Source organism: Pseudomonas sp. S60 (genome assembly GCF_016647865.1).
Taxonomy (GTDB): Bacteria; Pseudomonadota; Gammaproteobacteria; order Pseudomonadales; family Pseudomonadaceae; genus Aquipseudomonas; species Aquipseudomonas parafulva.
On the sequence record NZ_JACVVH010000004.1, the window covers coordinates 61,951 to 78,473 of the forward strand.

Here is a 16,523-nt window from a genome sequence, read left to right on the forward strand (position 1 = left end):
CACCGAGGCCGGGCCTTTGTGCCATGGGGCAGGTTCAGCAGCAAGGTCGAGCGCAGGCAGCCGATTTAACCCGCTCGCTTGGGTTTTATCAGAGCTTCATCGTCAAACTCCATTACTAACCAGGCATTTAGACGAAAACAAAGACAAAAAGACAACACTCTGCACCTTAATAACGACCATCCCACCTCCTAGAATGACCTCCAGCCTCCCCTATACTCAGGCTACGCCCCTCGCGCAGCCGCTCTGGCAAGGTCCACTTCATGAACAAGAAAAACCGCCACCCCGCCGACGGCAAACAACCTGTCACCATCTTCGGCCCGGACTTTCCGTTCGCCTTCGATGACTGGCTGGAGCACCCTGCCGGCCTGGGCAGCATTCCGCCTGAGCGTCACGGCGAAGAAGTCGCCATCATCGGCGCAGGCATCGCCGGCCTGGTAGCGGCCTACGAATTGATGAAGCTGGGCCTCAAGCCTGTGGTGTACGAGGCGTCGAAGCTAGGCGGGCGCTTACGCTCCCAGGCGTTCAACGGCACCGACGGCATCGTCGCCGAACTGGGCGGCATGCGCTTCCCGGTATCGTCCACGGCGTTCTACCACTATGTGGACAAGCTCGGGCTGGAAACCAAACCCTTTCCCAACCCGCTGACAGCAGCCTCGGGCAGCACCGTGATCGACCTGGAAGGCCAGACCTACTACGCCGAAAGCGTTGCCGACCTACCCAAACTGTTTCACGAAGTGGCAGATGCCTGGGCCGATGCGCTGGAGAGCGGGGCTCAGTTCGCCGACATCCAGCAGGCTATCCGCGACCGCGATGTGCCGCGCCTGAAAGCGCTGTGGAACAAACTGGTGCCACTGTGGGATGACCGCACATTCTACGATTTTGTCGCCACCTCACGCTCGTTTGCCAAACTGAGCTTCCTGCACCGCGAGGTGTTCGGGCAGGTGGGCTTCGGCACAGGGGGGTGGGACTCTGACTTCCCCAACTCGATGCTGGAAATTTTCCGCGTGGTGATGACCAACTGCGACGACCACCAGCACCTGATCGTGGGCGGCGTGGAGCAAGTCCCTCAAGGCATCTGGCGCCATCAGCCAGAGCAATGTGCGCACTGGCCACAGGGCACCAGCCTGAGTTCACTGCACGGCGGTGCACCGAGCACCGGGGTCAGGCGCATCGCCAGGGCGGCCGACGGGCGCCTGGCGGTCACCGACACCTGGGGAGGCACACGCCACTATGGCGCCGTCCTTACCACCTGCCAGACCTGGCTGCTGACCACCCAGATCGACTGCGAAGAGTCGCTGTTTTCGCAGAAGATGTGGATGGCCCTGGACCGCACCCGCTACATGCAGTCTTCGAAGACCTTCGTCATGGTCGATCGGCCGTTCTGGAAGGACAAGGACCCGGAAACCGGTCGCGACCTGCTGAGCATGACCCTGACCGACCGCCTGACCCGGGGTACCTACCTGTTCGACAACGGTGATGACAAGCCGGGGGTGATCTGCCTGTCCTACGCCTGGATGAGCGACGCCTTGAAAATGCTGCCGCACCCTGTGGAAAAACGCGTGCAGCTGGCGCTCGATGCGTTGAAGAAGATCTACCCGAAAACAGACATTGCCGGGCACATCATCGGCGACCCGATCACCATCTCGTGGGAAGCCGACCCTTACTTCCTCGGCGCCTTCAAGGGTGCACTGCCGGGCCACTACCGCTACAACCAGCGCATGTATGCGCACTTCATGCAGCAGCACCTGCCCGCCGAGCAGCGCGGCATCTTTATCGCCGGCGACGACGTGTCGTGGACACCGGCCTGGGTGGAGGGCGCCGTGCAGACTTCGCTGAATGCAGTATGGGGTATCATCAACCACTTTGGTGGCAGCACCCACCCCGACAACCCCGGCCCGGGCGATGTGTTCGACGAGATCGGCCCCATCGCCCTGGCCGACTGACCCAGGAGGCGCCATGCACATCGCGCTGTTCCAAGGCACGCCCAGGCCGCTGGACGTGCCCGGCAACCTGCAGCGCCTGCGCCAGCAGGCCAGGCTGGCTGCCGAACAGGGCGCCGGCCTGCTGGTGTGCCCGGAAATGTTCCTCACCGGCTACAACATCGGCGCCGCGCAGGTGCAACGCCTGGCCGAGACCGAGGATGGCCCGTCGGCCATGCACGTGGTCGAGATCGCTCAGGCGTACCGCATCGCCATTGCCTACGGCTACCCGGAGCGGGGGGGTGACGGGGCGATCTACAACAGCGTGCAGCTGGTCGACGCCCACGGTCGAAGCCTGAGCAACTACCGCAAAACCCACCTCTTCGGCGAACTTGACCGGGCCATGTTCAGCCAGGGGCCTGACCACTTTCCGGTTGTCGAGCTGGGCGGCTGGAAGGTCGGCCTGCTGATCTGCTACGACATCGAGTTCCCGGAAAACGCACGCCGGCTGGCGCTGGGCGGTGCCGAGCTGATCCTGGTGCCCACGGCCAACATGGCACCTTACGATTTCACCTGCCAGGTCACCGTGCGCGCCCGGGCGCAGGAAAACCAGTGTTACCTGGTCTACGCCAACTACTGTGGCTCGGAGGGCGACATTCACTACTGCGGGCAGAGCAGCATCGTTGCGCCGGACGGCAGCCTGCTGGCCATGGCCGGCCACGACGAGTGCCTGCTGACAGCGCAGCTGGAATATGACCGGCTGATCCAGGGGCGCGAAGCGTTCCCTTACCTGCGTGACCTGCGCCAGGAGCTGCACCGGCGCCATGCCTGACGCAATTCGGCATGTCACCCTGGCCAACGGCCTGCAACTGCGCCTGCGCCACGCCCCGCGGCTGAAGCGTGCGGCGGCGGCCATACGGGTGCATGCGGGTAACCATGATGCGCCGGGCAAGTGGCCAGGGCTGGCGCACTTTCTGGAGCATCTGTTCTTCCTGGGTACGCCGCAGTTTCCGCTGGAAGACGGCCTGATGCGCTACGTGCAAGGCGTGGGTGGGCAGGTCAATGCCAGCACCCGCGAGCGCACCACGGACTACTTTTTCGAAACCCCGCCTGCTGCTCTGGCAGGTGGGCTGGTGCGGCTGTGCCAGATGCTCGCCGAACCCGACCTTGGGATTGCACGACAGCACCAGGAACGTGAAGTGATTCACGCCGAATTCATTGCCTGGTCGCGCAACCCGGCGGCGCAACAACAGTACGCCCTGCTGCAGTCGGTAGCATCCCACCACCCCCTGGGCGCTTTCCATGCCGGGAACCGCTATACGCTGCCAGTGCAGAATGTCGCGTTCCAGCAGGCGCTTGCAGGCTTTCACCAGCGTTACTATCAGGGCGGCCAGACAGTACTGGCCCTCTGCGGCCCCCAGCCGCTGGACGAGCTGGAGCAGTTGGGCAGGCAGCAGGGGCAGCGGTTTGCCAAAGGCGAGCGTGTGGAGCAGCCCCAGCCTGCGGCACTGGCGGCAAGTGCGCACCCGTTGGTGTTCAGCCTGAACGCACTGCCAGAGGGGGCCGAGCAGGCCCTGGCACTGCTCACGGCGTGCCTCGGCGATAGCCGCCCCGGCACCTGGCTGGATGCGCTGCGCCAGCGCGGCTGGTTGCAGGGGTTCAATACCCAGACGTTGTATGGGTTTGGCGGGCAGTTGTTGTGGCATATCGACCTGAAACTGACCGCCGCCGCTCGCCGGGATGAAGCCACTGCACTATTGCATGGCTGGTTGGGCTTCATTCGAGGGGCAGGCCTGGAGGCGCTCAACCAGGGTTTCGGCCTGCTGCAGCAAAGCCGTGAACGCAGTGCGGGAGCACTGGAGCTGGCCCAGCGGGACAGCATTGGCCAGCCGTTCGCGCCGCTGGATACCCAAGGTAAGCGAGCCTTTGAAGCACTGCTCGCGGCATTGCCGAGTGGCAGGCATGGCCAATGGCAGCTACCACCGCCGGAGCCATTGCTTAGCGCAGGCTGGGCACAACACGAAACCCAGCGGTTGCCCGGTTCCCTGCATGTGACCGAAGTACTGCCCTGCAAGCGGCAATATGCTGCACTTTACCTGCGCTGGAAGGTGCCGAGGGACCTGCTTCAGCCTTTGTATCCGGTTCTTGAGCACGCACTGGCACCCTTACAGGAGCGCTGCGACCGAGCCTCGGTGCAATTGCGCCTGGCCAGCGTTGGCGACCACCTGCAACTGCGTTGTACCGGGCTGCCGGCAGCCGTGGTTTATGCAACCGAGCACGCATTGACGGCACTGCTACACCCCCCCGCCGATTGCTGGCAGCCGCCCATTACGGCGGCGTTGCCATTGATGCCTATACGCGCCTTGCTTGAGCAACTGCCAGCCGCCGTGCAGGGGGCCGCGCGTGTGGCGGCCACCGAAGGCACACACACTCAGTTACACCTCGACGCGCTATGGCAGCAGGCAACCTGGCACGGCCTGGCCGTGGGGTTCGAGCCGGCCGCCCACAATGCCATGGCCGCAGCGCTGCAGCAGTGCCCGGGCCAGGGCTCGGCCCCGGCGCCACTGTCCCCTTGGGCCGCGCGACGCTGGCACCCGGTGCAGGTCCCAGGCAGTGAGCACGCCCTGCTGCTGTTCTGCCGGTTGCCTGCGGCCAGCGAAGCAGCCGGCCGCCTGCTGGCGAAACTGCTGCAGGGGCCGGTGTACCAGCGCCTGCGTGTAGAGCTGCAACTGGGCTATGCCGTATTCAGTGCCTTCCGCCAGGTGGAGGGGGCATACGGCCTGCTGTTTGGCGTGCAGTCGCCCCACGCCAGGCCGGCCGATGTTCTGGGGCACTTGATGGAGGTATTTAAAGTTGGCGTCACGCTGACGCCGAGCAGTCGCCAGGCCCTCGCAGCGCAGTTCGACGAAGCGGTCATGGTCAATGCCGAGGTCGCCGAATGGGCCTGGCAGACACACCTCGCTACACAACCCGTCAAGCTGGAAGCGTTGCCCAAGGCTATTCTGAAGGTGCGGCAGTCGGATCTGGACCAACTGCTAAGCGACCTGCTCAGCGCAGATTGCCCCTGGCTCTGTTTGGCCAACGCTGCCGCGCCACCCTCCCCCTGGCAGTGGGGTGAGTGATTGTTACGCAATATGCAACGGCACTTTTCAGATAATTAACCTTTCGGTACATAATTATCTTGTAAGATAGCGCAATCCGCGCTCAGGGAACCTCCTGCCCACGGCGGTACCCAAGTAGTAGCTGAGCAATCCGTAACCCCTTCCGAAGGAGTAATCCCATGTGGACCAAACCTGCATACACTGACCTGCGTATCGGCTTCGAAGTCACCATGTACTTCGCCAACCGCTAAGCCAGGCTTACGGTTTCACGCCTCGGCCTGCCGGGGCGTTTTCGTTTTTCCGACACGGTTTTCTGCACAGTAAAGAGAGTGCCCATGCATATCCAGGTTCTCGGCTCGGCCGCCGGTGGCGGGTTCCCCCAGTGGAACTGCAACTGCGTCAACTGCAAGGGCTTGCGCGACGGCACCCTGCGCGCCACAGCCCGCACCCAATCCTCCATTGCGCTATCCGACGACGGCGTGCACTGGGTATTGTGCAACGCCTCGCCCGATATCCGTGCGCAACTCCAGGCCTTCGCGCCCATGCAGCCGGCCCGCGCCCTGCGCGACACCGGGGTCAACGCCATCATCCTGCTGGACAGCCAGATCGACCACACCACCGGCCTGCTCAGCCTGCGCGAAGGCTGCCCGCACCAGGTATGGTGCACCGACATGGTCCACCAAGACCTCACCACCGGGTTTCCGCTGTTCAACATGCTCAGCCACTGGAACGGCGGCCTGCAATGGAACCGCATAGCGCTCGAAGGCAGCTTCGTTGTCGAGGCCTGCCCCAACTTGCGCTTTACCCCCTTCCCGCTACGCAGCGCCGCGCCGCCCTACTCGCCCCACCGCTTCGACCCGCACCCTGGGGATAACCTCGGCCTGCTGGTGGAGGACACCCGTACGGGTGGCAAGCTGTTCTACGCACCGGGCCTGGGGCAGGTTGACGACAACCTGCTGGCGATGATGCAGGGCGCCGACTGCCTGCTGGTAGACGGCACCCTGTGGGAAGACGACGAGATGCAACGCCGGGGCGTGGGCACGCGCACAGGCCGCGAAATGGGCCACCTGGCGCAGAATGGCAGCGGTGGCATGCTCGAAGTGCTGGACGCCTTCCCGCGCCAACGCAAGGTGCTTATCCACATCAACAACACCAACCCGATTCTCGACGAGGACTCACCCGAGCGCGCCGAGGTGGTGCGCCGTGGCGTGGAAGTCGCCTTCGACGGCATGAGCATCGAGTTGTAACGAACCATGAGGCGCCACTCACCTTCACCCGTGGGCCGAGACGCTGCTTTACAGGAGCCAGCCGCATGAGCGACGCACTGCCGATGTCCCCTGCCGAATTCGAGCAGGCCCTGCGCGCCAAGGGCGCCTACTACCACATTCACCACCCCTACCACGTGGCCATGTACGAAGGCCGCGCCACCCGCGAGCAGATTCAGGGCTGGGTGGCCAACCGCTTCTACTACCAGGTCAACATCCCGATGAAGGATGCGGCGATCCTGGCCAACTGCCCCGACCGCGAAGTGCGCCGTGAATGGATCCAGCGCCTGCTCGACCATGACGGCGCCCCGGGTGAAGACGGCGGCATCGAAGCCTGGCTGCGCCTGGGCCAGGCCGTTGGCCTGGACCCGGATCAACTGCGCTCCCAGGAGCTGGTACTGCCGGGCGTACGCTTTGCCGTGGATGCCTACGTCAACTTTGCCCGCCGCGCCAGCTGGCAGGAAGCCGCCAGCAGCTCGCTCACCGAGCTGTTCGCCCCGCAAATCCACCAGTCGCGCCTGGACAGCTGGCCCCAGCACTACCCGTGGATCGACCCCGCCGGCTACGCCTACTTCCGCACCCGCCTGGGCCAGGCCCGCCGCGACGTTGAGCATGGCCTGGCGATCACCCTGCAGCACTACACCACCTGGGCCGGCCAGCAGCGTATGCTGGAAATCCTGCAGTTCAAGCTGGATATCCTGTGGAGCATGCTCGACGCCATGAGCATGGCCTACGAGCTGAACCGCCCGCCCTACCACTCGGTTACCCAGCAACGGGTATGGCACAAGGGGATCACCCTATGAGCTTTGATCGCAACCAGGTGCCAAACTGGCGCCCAGGCTACCGCTTCCAGTACGAACCCGCGCAGAAGGGCCATGTGCTGCTGTACCCCGAGGGCATGATCAAGCTCAACGAGAGCGCCAGCCTGATTGGGGGCCTGATCGACGGCCAGCGCAGCGTCAGCGCCATCATCGAGGCACTTCAACAGCAGTTCCCCGATGTGCCGGAAGTGGCTGACGACATCGAGCAGTTCATGGAGGTGGCCCGTGCCGAACACTGGATCCAGCTCAACTGAGCTGCCGGCCACGCCGGCGGTCGGCCTGCCGCTGTGGCTGCTGGCCGAGCTCACCTACCGCTGCCCGCTGCAGTGCCCCTATTGTTCCAACCCGCTGGACTTCGCTGCCCAGGGGCAGGAGCTGAGCACTGCACAGTGGTTCAAGGTAATGGCCGAAGCGCGGGAAATGGGTGCGGCGCAAATCGGCTTTTCCGGTGGTGAGCCCCTGGTGCGTCAGGACCTGGCCGAGCTGATCGGCGAGGCGCGGCGGTTGGGCTATTACACCAACCTGATCACCTCGGGCATCGGCCTGACCGAGGCCCGCATCGCGGCGTTCAAGCAGGCCGGGCTGGACCATATCCAGATCAGCTTCCAGGCCAGTGACGAGCAGGTGAACAACCTGCTGGCCGGCTCGAAAAAGGCTTTTGCGCAAAAGCTGGAGATGGCCCGCGCGGTAAAGGCCCACGGCTACCCGATGGTGCTCAATTTCGTGACCCACCGGCACAACATCGACAAGATCGACCGCATCATCGAGCTGTGCGTTGCCCTGGACGCAGACTTCGTCGAGCTTGCCACCTGCCAGTTCTATGGCTGGGCTCACCTCAACCGCCTCGGGCTGCTCCCCACCCGTGCGCAGCTGGAGCGGGCAGAAGCCATCACCAATCAGTACCGTGAAACGCTCAAAGCCGCAGGCAACCCGTGCAAGCTGATCTTCGTCACCCCGGACTACTATGAAGAACGCCCCAAGGCCTGCATGAACGGCTGGGGCAGCGTGTTCCTCACCGTTACCCCGGATGGCACGGCGCTACCCTGCCATGGCGCCCGTCAGCTGCCCGTGCAGTTTCCCAACGTGCGTGACCATAGCCTGCAGCACATCTGGTATGACTCGTTCGGCTTCAACCGTTTCCGCGGTTACCAGTGGATGCCGGAACCGTGCCGCTCGTGCGACGAGAAGGAAAAGGATTTCGGCGGCTGCCGTTGCCAGGCCTTCATGCTGACCGGGGATGCCAGCAATGCCGACCCGGTATGTGCCAAGTCGGCCGACCACGGCATCATCCTCAAGGCTCGCGAGGAGGCGCAAAGCGCTGACCTTGCCATTGAACAGATGACTTTCCGCAATGAACGAAACTCACGTGTCATCGCCCGTGGCTGACTTCACCGCCGCGCAGGCTGTCGCCGCCGGCACCGACTTCGCCGAATTGAAGGCCAGCGATGCCGGGCTGTTCTGGGTCGAGTTCCGCCCGGCCGACGGTGCCTGCCGCATCTGGTGCTGGCAGCATCAGCAGGCCCGCTGCCTCACGCCCGACGGTTTCAGTGTGCGCAGCCGGGTTTATGAATACGGCGGTGGTAGTTTCTGCCTGGGCGGCGACGGCCTGGTGTTCGTCAACGAGCGCGATCAGCAGGTCTACACCCAAGCCCTCGACCACCCAAAGCCACGCCCCCTCACCGACGACAGCCGCTGCCGCTACGGTGATGTACTGTGGCACGACGGCCAGGTGCTGGCCGTGGAAGAGCGCCACGCACACACCGTGGAGCATCGCCTGGTCGCCCTGGGGCACGGCAGCCGCGAAGTGCTGGCCGAAGGCGCCGACTTCTACGCATCGCCCATCGTCAGCCCTGATGGGCAGCGTCTGGCCTGGGTAGAGTGGGATCGCCCGGCCCAACCCTGGACCTTCACCCGGCTGATGTGCCGTCAGCGCGCCGCCGATGGCAGTTGGGGGCCACCTCAGCCTGTGACCACGGCGCAGGCGTCATTGCAGCAGCCCCGGTTCGACCACGCCAACCAGCTGTATTGCCTGTCGGATCACAATGGTTTCTGGCAGCCGTGGGGCGAGGTCGAGGGGCGTTGGCAGGCACTGCCCGCCGAACCTGCCGACCACGCAGGCGCGCCGTGGCAATTGGGTGCCTGTACCTGGCTACCGCTAGGCCCAGCGAGTTACCTGGCTACCTGGTTCGACGCGGGGTTCGGGCAACTGGGGCTGCGCGCTGAGCATGGCCCCGTGGAACGCTTTGCCAGTGCCTATACGCGCTTTCGCAGCCTGGCCATGGATGCGCAGTACCTGTATGCGATCGCCGCCTCGCCCATCAGCCCGCCAGCGGTTATCGCCATCGCCCGCGACACCCATCAGGTCAGTGTGCTGGCCGGTGGCGCCGAGGTACTTGCGGCCGAACACATCAGCCTGCCGCAGTCGTTCCACTGCGGCCGTGGCGAGGCACTGGCCCACGGCTTTTTCTACCCCGCTGCCCACAGCAAGGGCGCGCCGCCACTGGTGGTCTTTATCCATGGCGGCCCCACCTCAGCCTGCTACCCGGTGCTGGACCCGCGTATCCAGTACTGGACCCAACGCGGCTTCGCCGTTGCCGACCTCAACTACCGGGGCAGCAGCGGGTATGGCCGTGAGTATCGCCAGGCCCTGCACCTGCGTTGGGGCGAAACCGATGTGGAAGATGCCTGCAATGCCGTCGAGCACCTGGCCGCACAAGGGCTGATCGACCCGCGCAAGGCCTTCATCCGTGGCGGCAGCGCCGGCGGTTACACCACCCTGTGCGCCTTGGCATTTCGCGATGTGTTCCGCGCAGGTGCCAGCCTGTACGGCGTGAGCGACCCCACCGCCCTGGCCCGGGCAACGCACAAGTTCGAAGGCGATTACCTGGACTGGCTGATCGGTGACCCACAACAGGATGCCGAGCGCTATCGCCAGCGTACACCGCTGCTGCATGCAGCACAGATCACCGTGCCGGTCGTGTTTTTCCAGGGCGAGCTGGACGCCGTGGTGGTGCCCGAGCAGACGCGCTCGATGCTGGCAGCATTACAAGCCAACGGCATCAAAGCCCAGGGGCATTTCTACGAGGGTGAGCGGCACGGGCTGCGCAAGGCTGAGAACCTGGCGCATGCACTGGAGGAAGAATGGAGGTTCTACTGCGAAGTGCTGGCGGGTGAATGACACAGGGGGCGCGGGCCCCCTGGTCGCAAAATGGGTTATACCTCACCGCTTGGCAATGATGTACACCGCGTGCACGATGCCAGGGATGTAGCCCAGCAGCGTCAGCAGAATGTTCAACCAGAACGCGCCGGCAAACCCCACCTGCAGAAATACGCCCAGTGGTGGCAGCAGGATAGCGATGATGATGCGAATGAAGTCCATGAGAGTCTCTCCGTAAAGGGGTTACATCACAGACTCGCCGCCGGTCGCAGAGGTTCCACAGGCAAAAAAAACGCCCCGGGCCGAATGTAACAGGCCAGGGGCGGTGCGCAGAAACGCCAGACGGTTCGTTGAATCAGGGGTTGGCAACCTAGGCCGGCATCTCGCGGCGGCTCTGTTGGCGGGCGTGCAACCGGGCAAAGGCGCGGGTCAGGCGCTGCAGCATTTCGTCGATATTGCTCCGGCTCACGGTCAGCGCCGGCGTAAAGCGCACTACGTCGGGCTGTGGAGCATTCAGCAACAGCCCCTCCTGCAGCGCGGCAGCCACAAGCGCGGGGGCCAGGTTTTCCTTCAGCGGTAGCGCCCAGAGCAAAGCTTGCCCGCGTATCGGGCCCTGGCCGAAGCGGCCCGCCAGCCGCCCGAGGCCCTCGCGCAGGTGGCGGCCCTTGTCCTGCACCTCGTCGAAGAACCCTGGGGCCAGCACCGTGTCCAGCACCGTAAGGCCGGCAGCGCACATCAGCGCATTGCCATGGTGGCTGCCCTGCAGTTCGCCCGCCTCGGCACAGCAGGCCGCCCCCCGCGCCAGCAACGCCGCCAGCGGCACGCCCCCACCCAGGCCCTTGCCCAAGGTGACGATATCGGCGCGTACCCCGTAGGTTTCCTCTGCCAGCAATGCACCACAGCGGCCAAGGCCGGTTTGCACTTCGTCCAGAATCAACAGGATGCCCAGCTCCCGGCACAGGGTTTCCACACCCTGGAGGTATTCGCGCGTGGCCGGGATAACACCCGCTTCACTCTGCACAGGCTCAAGCATAATCGCCACCGTGCGAGAGTCCACCGCGGCGTGCAGTGCTGCGAGGTCATTGAAAGGCACCCTGCTGAAGCCGGGCACGCCGGGCTCACAGCGGCTACATGCCGTCGGGTCGGAGGCAGACAGCGTACCCAGGCTGCGCCCATGGCAGCCCCGGCTGGCGGTGATGATGTGGTACGCGCCATTGCGATGGCGCTGGCCCCACTTGCGCGCCAGCTTGATCGCACCTTCGCAGGCCTCGGCACCCGTGTTCAGCAGGTAAGCCTGGTCGCTGGCGGTGGCCTGGCAGAGCCGGCTGGCCAAGGTCAACAAAACCGGGCTATGGAACGCCGAGCCTGGCTGGATCAGCGCCTGAGCCTGATTTGCGAGCGCGGCTGCCAGCGCGTCTGGGCTATGGCCCAGGCTGTTGACGCCGCCGCCTTGGGTGAAGTCCAGGCAGGCTCGCCCCTGGTCATCCCACAACCACGCCCCCTGGCCACGCACGAACACGGGCGTTGCCCGGTTGTGCTTGGGCATCAGGTTGCCGGTTGAAGGCTGCTGCGGCATCTGCCTTGGCTCGACAACAGCCTTAGGGGCCGGGCGGCGCAGGTTGAACAGGTTCATCAGGATTCCAACCCATCACGGTGGCGGCAGCAAAGCGCGATCAAATGATCAATGTGCGTTCTGTTGCCTTGCCTATCAAAACGCTTTGCGGGTAGCTGCAATAATGTGACCATCAATTGCTGTAACCCCTTGTAGTAGGGCGATAGACTAGGCGAGCAAGCGGTTTTACGACATTTCGATTTAGTAGCAATTTCAATAAGCAAACCTTATGGATTTTCGCCAACTGCGTTATTTCGTCGCGGTGTATGAGGAAGGCCACGTCGGGCGCGCCGCCGAGCGGCTTTCGCTGTCACAGCCCGCGCTCTCACAGCAGATTCGCCAACTGGAACATGGCCTGGACCTGAGCTTGTTCGAGCGCAGCAACAAGCGCCTGCTGCCCACACTCGCCGCCCACACCCTCTACAACCACGCCCTGCCGCTGCTCGATGGCCTGCAGCGCGCCACCGATGCCATGCGCAGCTTCAAAGGCCAGTCGCTGCGCACCCTGGCCATCGGGGTACTGCAAACCGTGCGCCCCAGCCTGGTGCCCCGGTTGCTCGAACGGCTGCGCAAGGCCCAGCCTCACCTGGTGGTGCAGATCTATGAACTGTCAGGCCTGGAGATCGAACGGCGCCTGCTCAATGGCAACCTGGACATTGGCATCAGCTACCTGCCGCCACGCCAGCCAGGGCTCCATGGGCTGCTGCTGTATGAAGATGAGTTGCAACTGGTCATCCCCAACACGCATCCCCTGAAGGACTTCAAGAAGGTTTCCATTCGCCAGGCAGCCGAATTGCCGATGCTCATGCTTGGGGAAGAGTTCCAGATGCGCCAGATCTGGCAGGCACAACTGGCCAGCCAAGGCCGCAGGCCGCAGGTTCAGGCCGAGATGAACAACATGGCAGGTATTCTGGACAGCCTGGCGCATACATCGCTGGCGACGATTCTGCCGGGGCGCGCCAAAGAGGCGGCAGAAGATGAGCAAGGCTTGCTGTGGAAGCCGCTGAGCGAGCCACGGGTGCCGCTGAAAGTGGGGCTGGTGTTCCGCGATGCGCAGCGCCAGCAGGCTTCAGTAGAGCTGCTGCGCAACCTGCTGGAAGAAGAGACCGATACCCGGCAACCCGCCCTGGACGTATTGGCCTGAAAAACACTCGCACAAAGAAAACCCCGCCTAAGCGGGGTTTTCCAGACTGTTTCCCTGTGACATCCGTATCGCCCCGCCACCCTGGCAGGAAATCCTTCGTCGTCGTCCTTGATCTGTCCTAGGCGCTTCCTGCGCTCCGTCCATGTGATAAAGATTAACCGTGGATCCAATCTGAGAACAGTGGTGAAAAGTCACCACGTGATGTAGGAAAAAGCTTACAAACCCAGAATCATTCTCAAAAAGCCAAACCCGGGGGGAGTTCTGCCAGCCCCTGGACAGTTATCAGAACTGCTGTGCATCCAGCAGGTACAGTGACTCACTCCCAGCCCTCACCGATGCCACCAGCGAGCCGACCCGCGGCAGCAGCCGGGCAAAGTAGAAGCGCGCCGTGCCCAGCTTGCCCTGATAGAACCCTTCGTCGCCTTCCCCGCGCTGCGCTGCCTGCGCCATGCGTGCCCACATGTAGGCGTAAGCCACATAACCGAATGCATGCAGGTACTCCACCGAAGCAGCCCCAATTTCGTTAGGGTTGCCCTTGGCCTGCTCCAGCACCCAGTCGGTGAGCGCATCCAGCTGACCGAGCGACGCCGCCAGCGGCTGGGTGAACTCGCCCAGCTCATGGCCGGCACTGGCAATAAACGCGCGCACTTCATCGGCGAACAGTTTGTAGTAGGCCCCACCGCTGGCCACCACCTTACGGCCCATCAGGTCGAGGGCCTGAATACCGTTGGTGCCTTCGTAGATCTGGGTGATGCGTACGTCACGCACCAGTTGCTCCTGGCCCCACTCACGGATATAGCCATGCCCGCCGAATACCTGCTGGCCGTGCACCGTGCACTCCAGGCCCAGGTCGGTGAGGAACGCCTTGGCCACAGGCGTCAACAGCGCCACCAGCTCTTCGCTGCGCTTGCGTACACTGGCGTCTTCGCTGTACTTGGCGCTGTCCAGTTGCATGGCCACGTAGGTGGAGAACGCACGCCCGCCTTCGATCAGCGCCTTCATGGTCAACAGCATGCGCCGTACATCAGGGTGCACGATGATCGGGTCGGCAGGTTTGTCTGTGGCCTGTGGGCCGGTGGGGGCACGGCTCTGCAAGCGGTCGCGGGCGTATTCCACCGCGTTCTGGTAAGAACGTTCGGCCGAAGCCAGGCCCTGGATGCCAACCCCCAGGCGCTCGTAGTTCATCATGGTGAACATGGCCGCCAGGCCTTTGTTGGGTTCACCCACGATATAACCGACCGCGTCGTCGAAGTTCATCACACAGGTGGCCGACGCCTGAATGCCCATCTTGTGCTCGATGGAACCGCAGGTTACCGGGTTGCGCGCGCCCAGGCTGCCGTCCTCATTGACCAGGAACTTAGGAACCAGGAGCAACGAGATGCCCTTCGGCCCAGCCGGGGCATCCGGCAGCTTGGCCAGTACCAGGTGGATGATGTTTTCGGTGAGATCGTGTTCGCCGCCGGTGATGAAGATCTTGGTCCCGGTCACTTTGTAGCTGCCGTCGGCCTGGGGCTCGGCCCTGGTGCGGATGATGCCGAGGTCGGTACCGGCATGGGGCTCGGTAAGGCACATGGAGCCCGCCCAAACGCCGGCATACATGTTCGGCAGGTACTTCTGCTTCAGCGCCTCGCTGGCGTGGGCATTGATGGACAGGCAGGCGCCTGCGGTCAGCATCGGGTACAGGCCGAAAGCCAGGCTCGCCGCGTTGACCATTTCTTCAACCTGCGCCGACACCACCTTGGGCATGCCCATGCCACCCAACAGCGGGTCACCGCCCACGCCCACCCAGCCGCCCTCGGCATAGGTGTTGTAAGCCTCGATGAAGCCTGCCGGCGTCTGCACGGCGCCGTTATCCCAGTGGCAGCCTTCTTCATCGGCAGCACGGCTCAACGGCGCGATGGAGCGGGCCGCGACCTTGCCGGCCTCCTCAAGCACTGCCAAGGCGGTCTGCACATCGACAACGTCGCCGAGCCCGGGCAATTCTGCCCATTGCTGCCCCACGTCGAAGACTTCATTCAGTACGAAGCGCATGTCGCGCAGGGGCGCTTTATAGTCAGCCATGACAACCTCTCGCTGGTCGGAACGGGCGGTGTCAGGCACCGCAGCACTGGAGTTGCAGTGAGTGTAACCGAACAACTTTTACGAGACATAGGGTCATCAACAGACCGCATGGTCAGTTATGGTCACGACGCACGCTCTGCCCCCCGGCGGGTTTTCAGGCCGTGCACCATCAGGCAGTTACGCCCGGCCGCCTTGGCGCTGTAGAGCGCCTGGTCGGCGGATTTGAGCACGTCATCTGGGTTGCGGTGGTCCACATGCCGCTCTGCCACACCGATGCTGATCGTGACTGACACCGCACCACCACGGCTGCCGGCGCGCCGCTGCCGGCCCGTGTTGTCGTCGTGGGGGCGAGCGCCCTGGTCACGCAGGCGCATGGCATAGCCGGCAATCGCTTCACGCACCGCCTCCAGGTGCGCCACGCAGTGCTCGGTGCTCTTGCCGGCAAACACCACCGCAAATTCCTCGCCGCCGTACCGGTACGCCTTGCCACCGCCCCCCACCTTGCCCAGGCGGCTGGCGACCAGGCGCAACACCTGGTCGCCGACGTCATGGCCGTGGGTATCGTTGAAGCGCTTGAAATGGTCCACATCGCTCATCGCGATCACATAGTTGCGCCCCAACCGCTGCATGCGCTCATTGAGCGCACGCCGGCCCGGCAAGCCGGTGAGCTCGTCCCGAAAGGCCATCTGGTAGGCCTCATGTGCCACCGCCGCAGCTATCATCAGCATCACCTGGCTGCACATGATGTTCAGGGTGAAGGGCAAGATGAACGTTTTGGGCAGCATCCAGAAGAGCCCCACCAACCCCATCACCAGCGCTGCATTCAAAGGCCTCGGCGCCCGCAGGTACTGCACCACCAGCAGCACCAGCACCCCAATGAACAACGGGTACGCCAACTGGATCAGGCTCATCCACTCCCCATGCAGGGCCGGCCAGCGAATATCGGCCAAGCCGGCCAACAGGGCGGCGGGGAAGCGTTGCTCCAGCGCCACCGCCACCGCACCTACAACCAACAGCACAGCGCCCCTGGCCACCATGTCCTGCAGCAGGTGCATGCGTTCCTGCCATACGCCGTAGATGCCATACAACGCCGGCAGTAGCAGGCACACCAGGTGGAAGATGACGGCAGCGTCATCGCGCACATGCCCGTTATCTCTGTAGAAGTCAGTCTGGGTATCGAGCAGAAAATAAGCGATGTACACCGTCAGCATTAAAAACAGCTCACGCTGGCGCCTGTAGACCGCGCAGTAGGCACCACCCAGCAGCAACACCAGGGTGGGCAGCACATTGAACAAGGAGGTGAAGAACACGCTGAGGTCTTTGGCGTAGGCCGCAGCGAGGCCCGCTATCAGCAACAGCAGCGAGGGCAGAAAGTGGCTTGCACGAACGGCGTCAAGGCGAAACACAGTAATCTCCAACCCGGCAGATCAGTAATGGCATTGT

General features: G+C 63.8%; 14 protein-coding genes. 10 read left to right on the top strand and 4 right to left on the bottom strand.

Annotation, left to right across the window (positions count from 1 at the left end; translation table 11 throughout):
- The first annotated feature begins 260 nt into the window (after window positions 1-260).
- The 9 genes from IAE33_RS03065 to IAE33_RS03105 all read left to right on the top strand — a co-directional run bounded on the left by IAE33_RS03065 (window position 261) and on the right by IAE33_RS03105 (window position 10,284).
- The gene (locus IAE33_RS03065) at window positions 261-1,943 is read left to right on the top strand and encodes a flavin monoamine oxidase family protein (protein WP_028633639.1); all 1,683 of its coding nucleotides are present in this window, start codon (window positions 261-263) and stop codon (window positions 1,941-1,943) included.
- A 13-nt stretch (window positions 1,944-1,956) separates the two neighbouring features.
- Complete coding sequence (locus tag IAE33_RS03070) at window positions 1,957-2,751, top strand: carbon-nitrogen hydrolase family protein (RefSeq protein ID WP_201162096.1); 795 nt, start codon at window positions 1,957-1,959, stop codon at window positions 2,749-2,751.
- Complete coding sequence (pqqF, locus tag IAE33_RS03075) at window positions 2,744-5,041, top strand: pyrroloquinoline quinone biosynthesis protein PqqF (RefSeq protein ID WP_201162097.1); 2,298 nt, start codon at window positions 2,744-2,746, stop codon at window positions 5,039-5,041. The genes IAE33_RS03070 and pqqF overlap by 8 nt, the downstream gene beginning before the upstream one ends.
- A 158-nt stretch (window positions 5,042-5,199) precedes the next feature.
- The gene (pqqA, locus tag IAE33_RS03080) at window positions 5,200-5,271 is read left to right on the top strand and encodes a pyrroloquinoline quinone precursor peptide PqqA (RefSeq protein ID WP_003243383.1); all 72 of its coding nucleotides are present in this window, start codon (window positions 5,200-5,202) and stop codon (window positions 5,269-5,271) included.
- An 84-nt stretch (window positions 5,272-5,355) separates the two neighbouring features.
- The gene (gene pqqB, locus IAE33_RS03085; protein WP_028633642.1) at window positions 5,356-6,267 is read left to right on the top strand and encodes a pyrroloquinoline quinone biosynthesis protein PqqB; all 912 of its coding nucleotides are present in this window, start codon (window positions 5,356-5,358) and stop codon (window positions 6,265-6,267) included.
- 65 nt (window positions 6,268-6,332) lie between these two features.
- On the top strand, window positions 6,333-7,088 hold the full coding sequence (gene pqqC, locus IAE33_RS03090) for a pyrroloquinoline-quinone synthase PqqC (RefSeq protein ID WP_060482883.1): 756 nt from the start codon (window positions 6,333-6,335) through the stop codon (window positions 7,086-7,088).
- Window positions 7,085-7,360, top strand: a complete 276-nt coding sequence (pqqD, locus tag IAE33_RS03095; protein WP_201162098.1) for a pyrroloquinoline quinone biosynthesis peptide chaperone PqqD — start codon at window positions 7,085-7,087, stop codon at window positions 7,358-7,360. Before pqqC ends, pqqD begins: the two co-directional genes overlap by 4 nt.
- A complete protein-coding gene (gene pqqE / locus IAE33_RS03100) occupies window positions 7,332-8,492 on the top strand; it encodes a pyrroloquinoline quinone biosynthesis protein PqqE (RefSeq protein ID WP_028633645.1) in 1,161 nt (386 codons plus the stop codon). The genes pqqD and pqqE overlap by 29 nt, the downstream gene beginning before the upstream one ends.
- Window positions 8,458-10,284: a S9 family peptidase gene (locus tag IAE33_RS03105; RefSeq protein WP_201162100.1), complete on the top strand. Its 1,827-nt coding sequence runs from the start codon at window positions 8,458-8,460 to the stop codon at window positions 10,282-10,284. The genes pqqE and IAE33_RS03105 overlap by 35 nt, the downstream gene beginning before the upstream one ends.
- Window positions 10,285-10,326: 42 nt before the next feature.
- On the opposite strand, the gene IAE33_RS03110 is transcribed toward IAE33_RS03105, so the two are convergent.
- Window positions 10,327-10,485, bottom strand: coding sequence for a YqaE/Pmp3 family membrane protein (locus IAE33_RS03110; protein WP_033727371.1), 159 nt, complete (start codon window positions 10,483-10,485; stop codon window positions 10,327-10,329).
- 148 nt (window positions 10,486-10,633) lie between these two features.
- Window positions 10,634-11,896, bottom strand: coding sequence for an aminotransferase class III-fold pyridoxal phosphate-dependent enzyme (locus IAE33_RS03115; RefSeq protein WP_201162102.1), 1,263 nt, complete (start codon window positions 11,894-11,896; stop codon window positions 10,634-10,636).
- A 208-nt stretch (window positions 11,897-12,104) separates the two neighbouring features.
- Here IAE33_RS03115 and IAE33_RS03120 point away from each other — a divergent pair, with 208 nt between their 5' ends.
- Window positions 12,105-13,019, top strand: a complete 915-nt coding sequence (locus tag IAE33_RS03120) for a LysR family transcriptional regulator (protein WP_060482887.1) — start codon at window positions 12,105-12,107, stop codon at window positions 13,017-13,019.
- 282 nt (window positions 13,020-13,301) lie between these two features.
- Here the strand turns inward: IAE33_RS03120 and IAE33_RS03125 are convergent, their stop codons facing one another.
- Both IAE33_RS03125 and IAE33_RS03130 read right to left on the bottom strand, forming a co-directional pair.
- A complete protein-coding gene (locus tag IAE33_RS03125) occupies window positions 13,302-15,080 on the bottom strand; it encodes an acyl-CoA dehydrogenase C-terminal domain-containing protein (protein WP_201162104.1) in 1,779 nt (592 codons plus the stop codon).
- A 122-nt stretch (window positions 15,081-15,202) separates the two neighbouring features.
- On the bottom strand, window positions 15,203-16,486 hold the full coding sequence (locus IAE33_RS03130) for a GGDEF domain-containing protein (protein WP_201162105.1): 1,284 nt from the start codon (window positions 16,484-16,486) through the stop codon (window positions 15,203-15,205).
- Window positions 16,487-16,523: the final 37 nt, after the last annotated feature.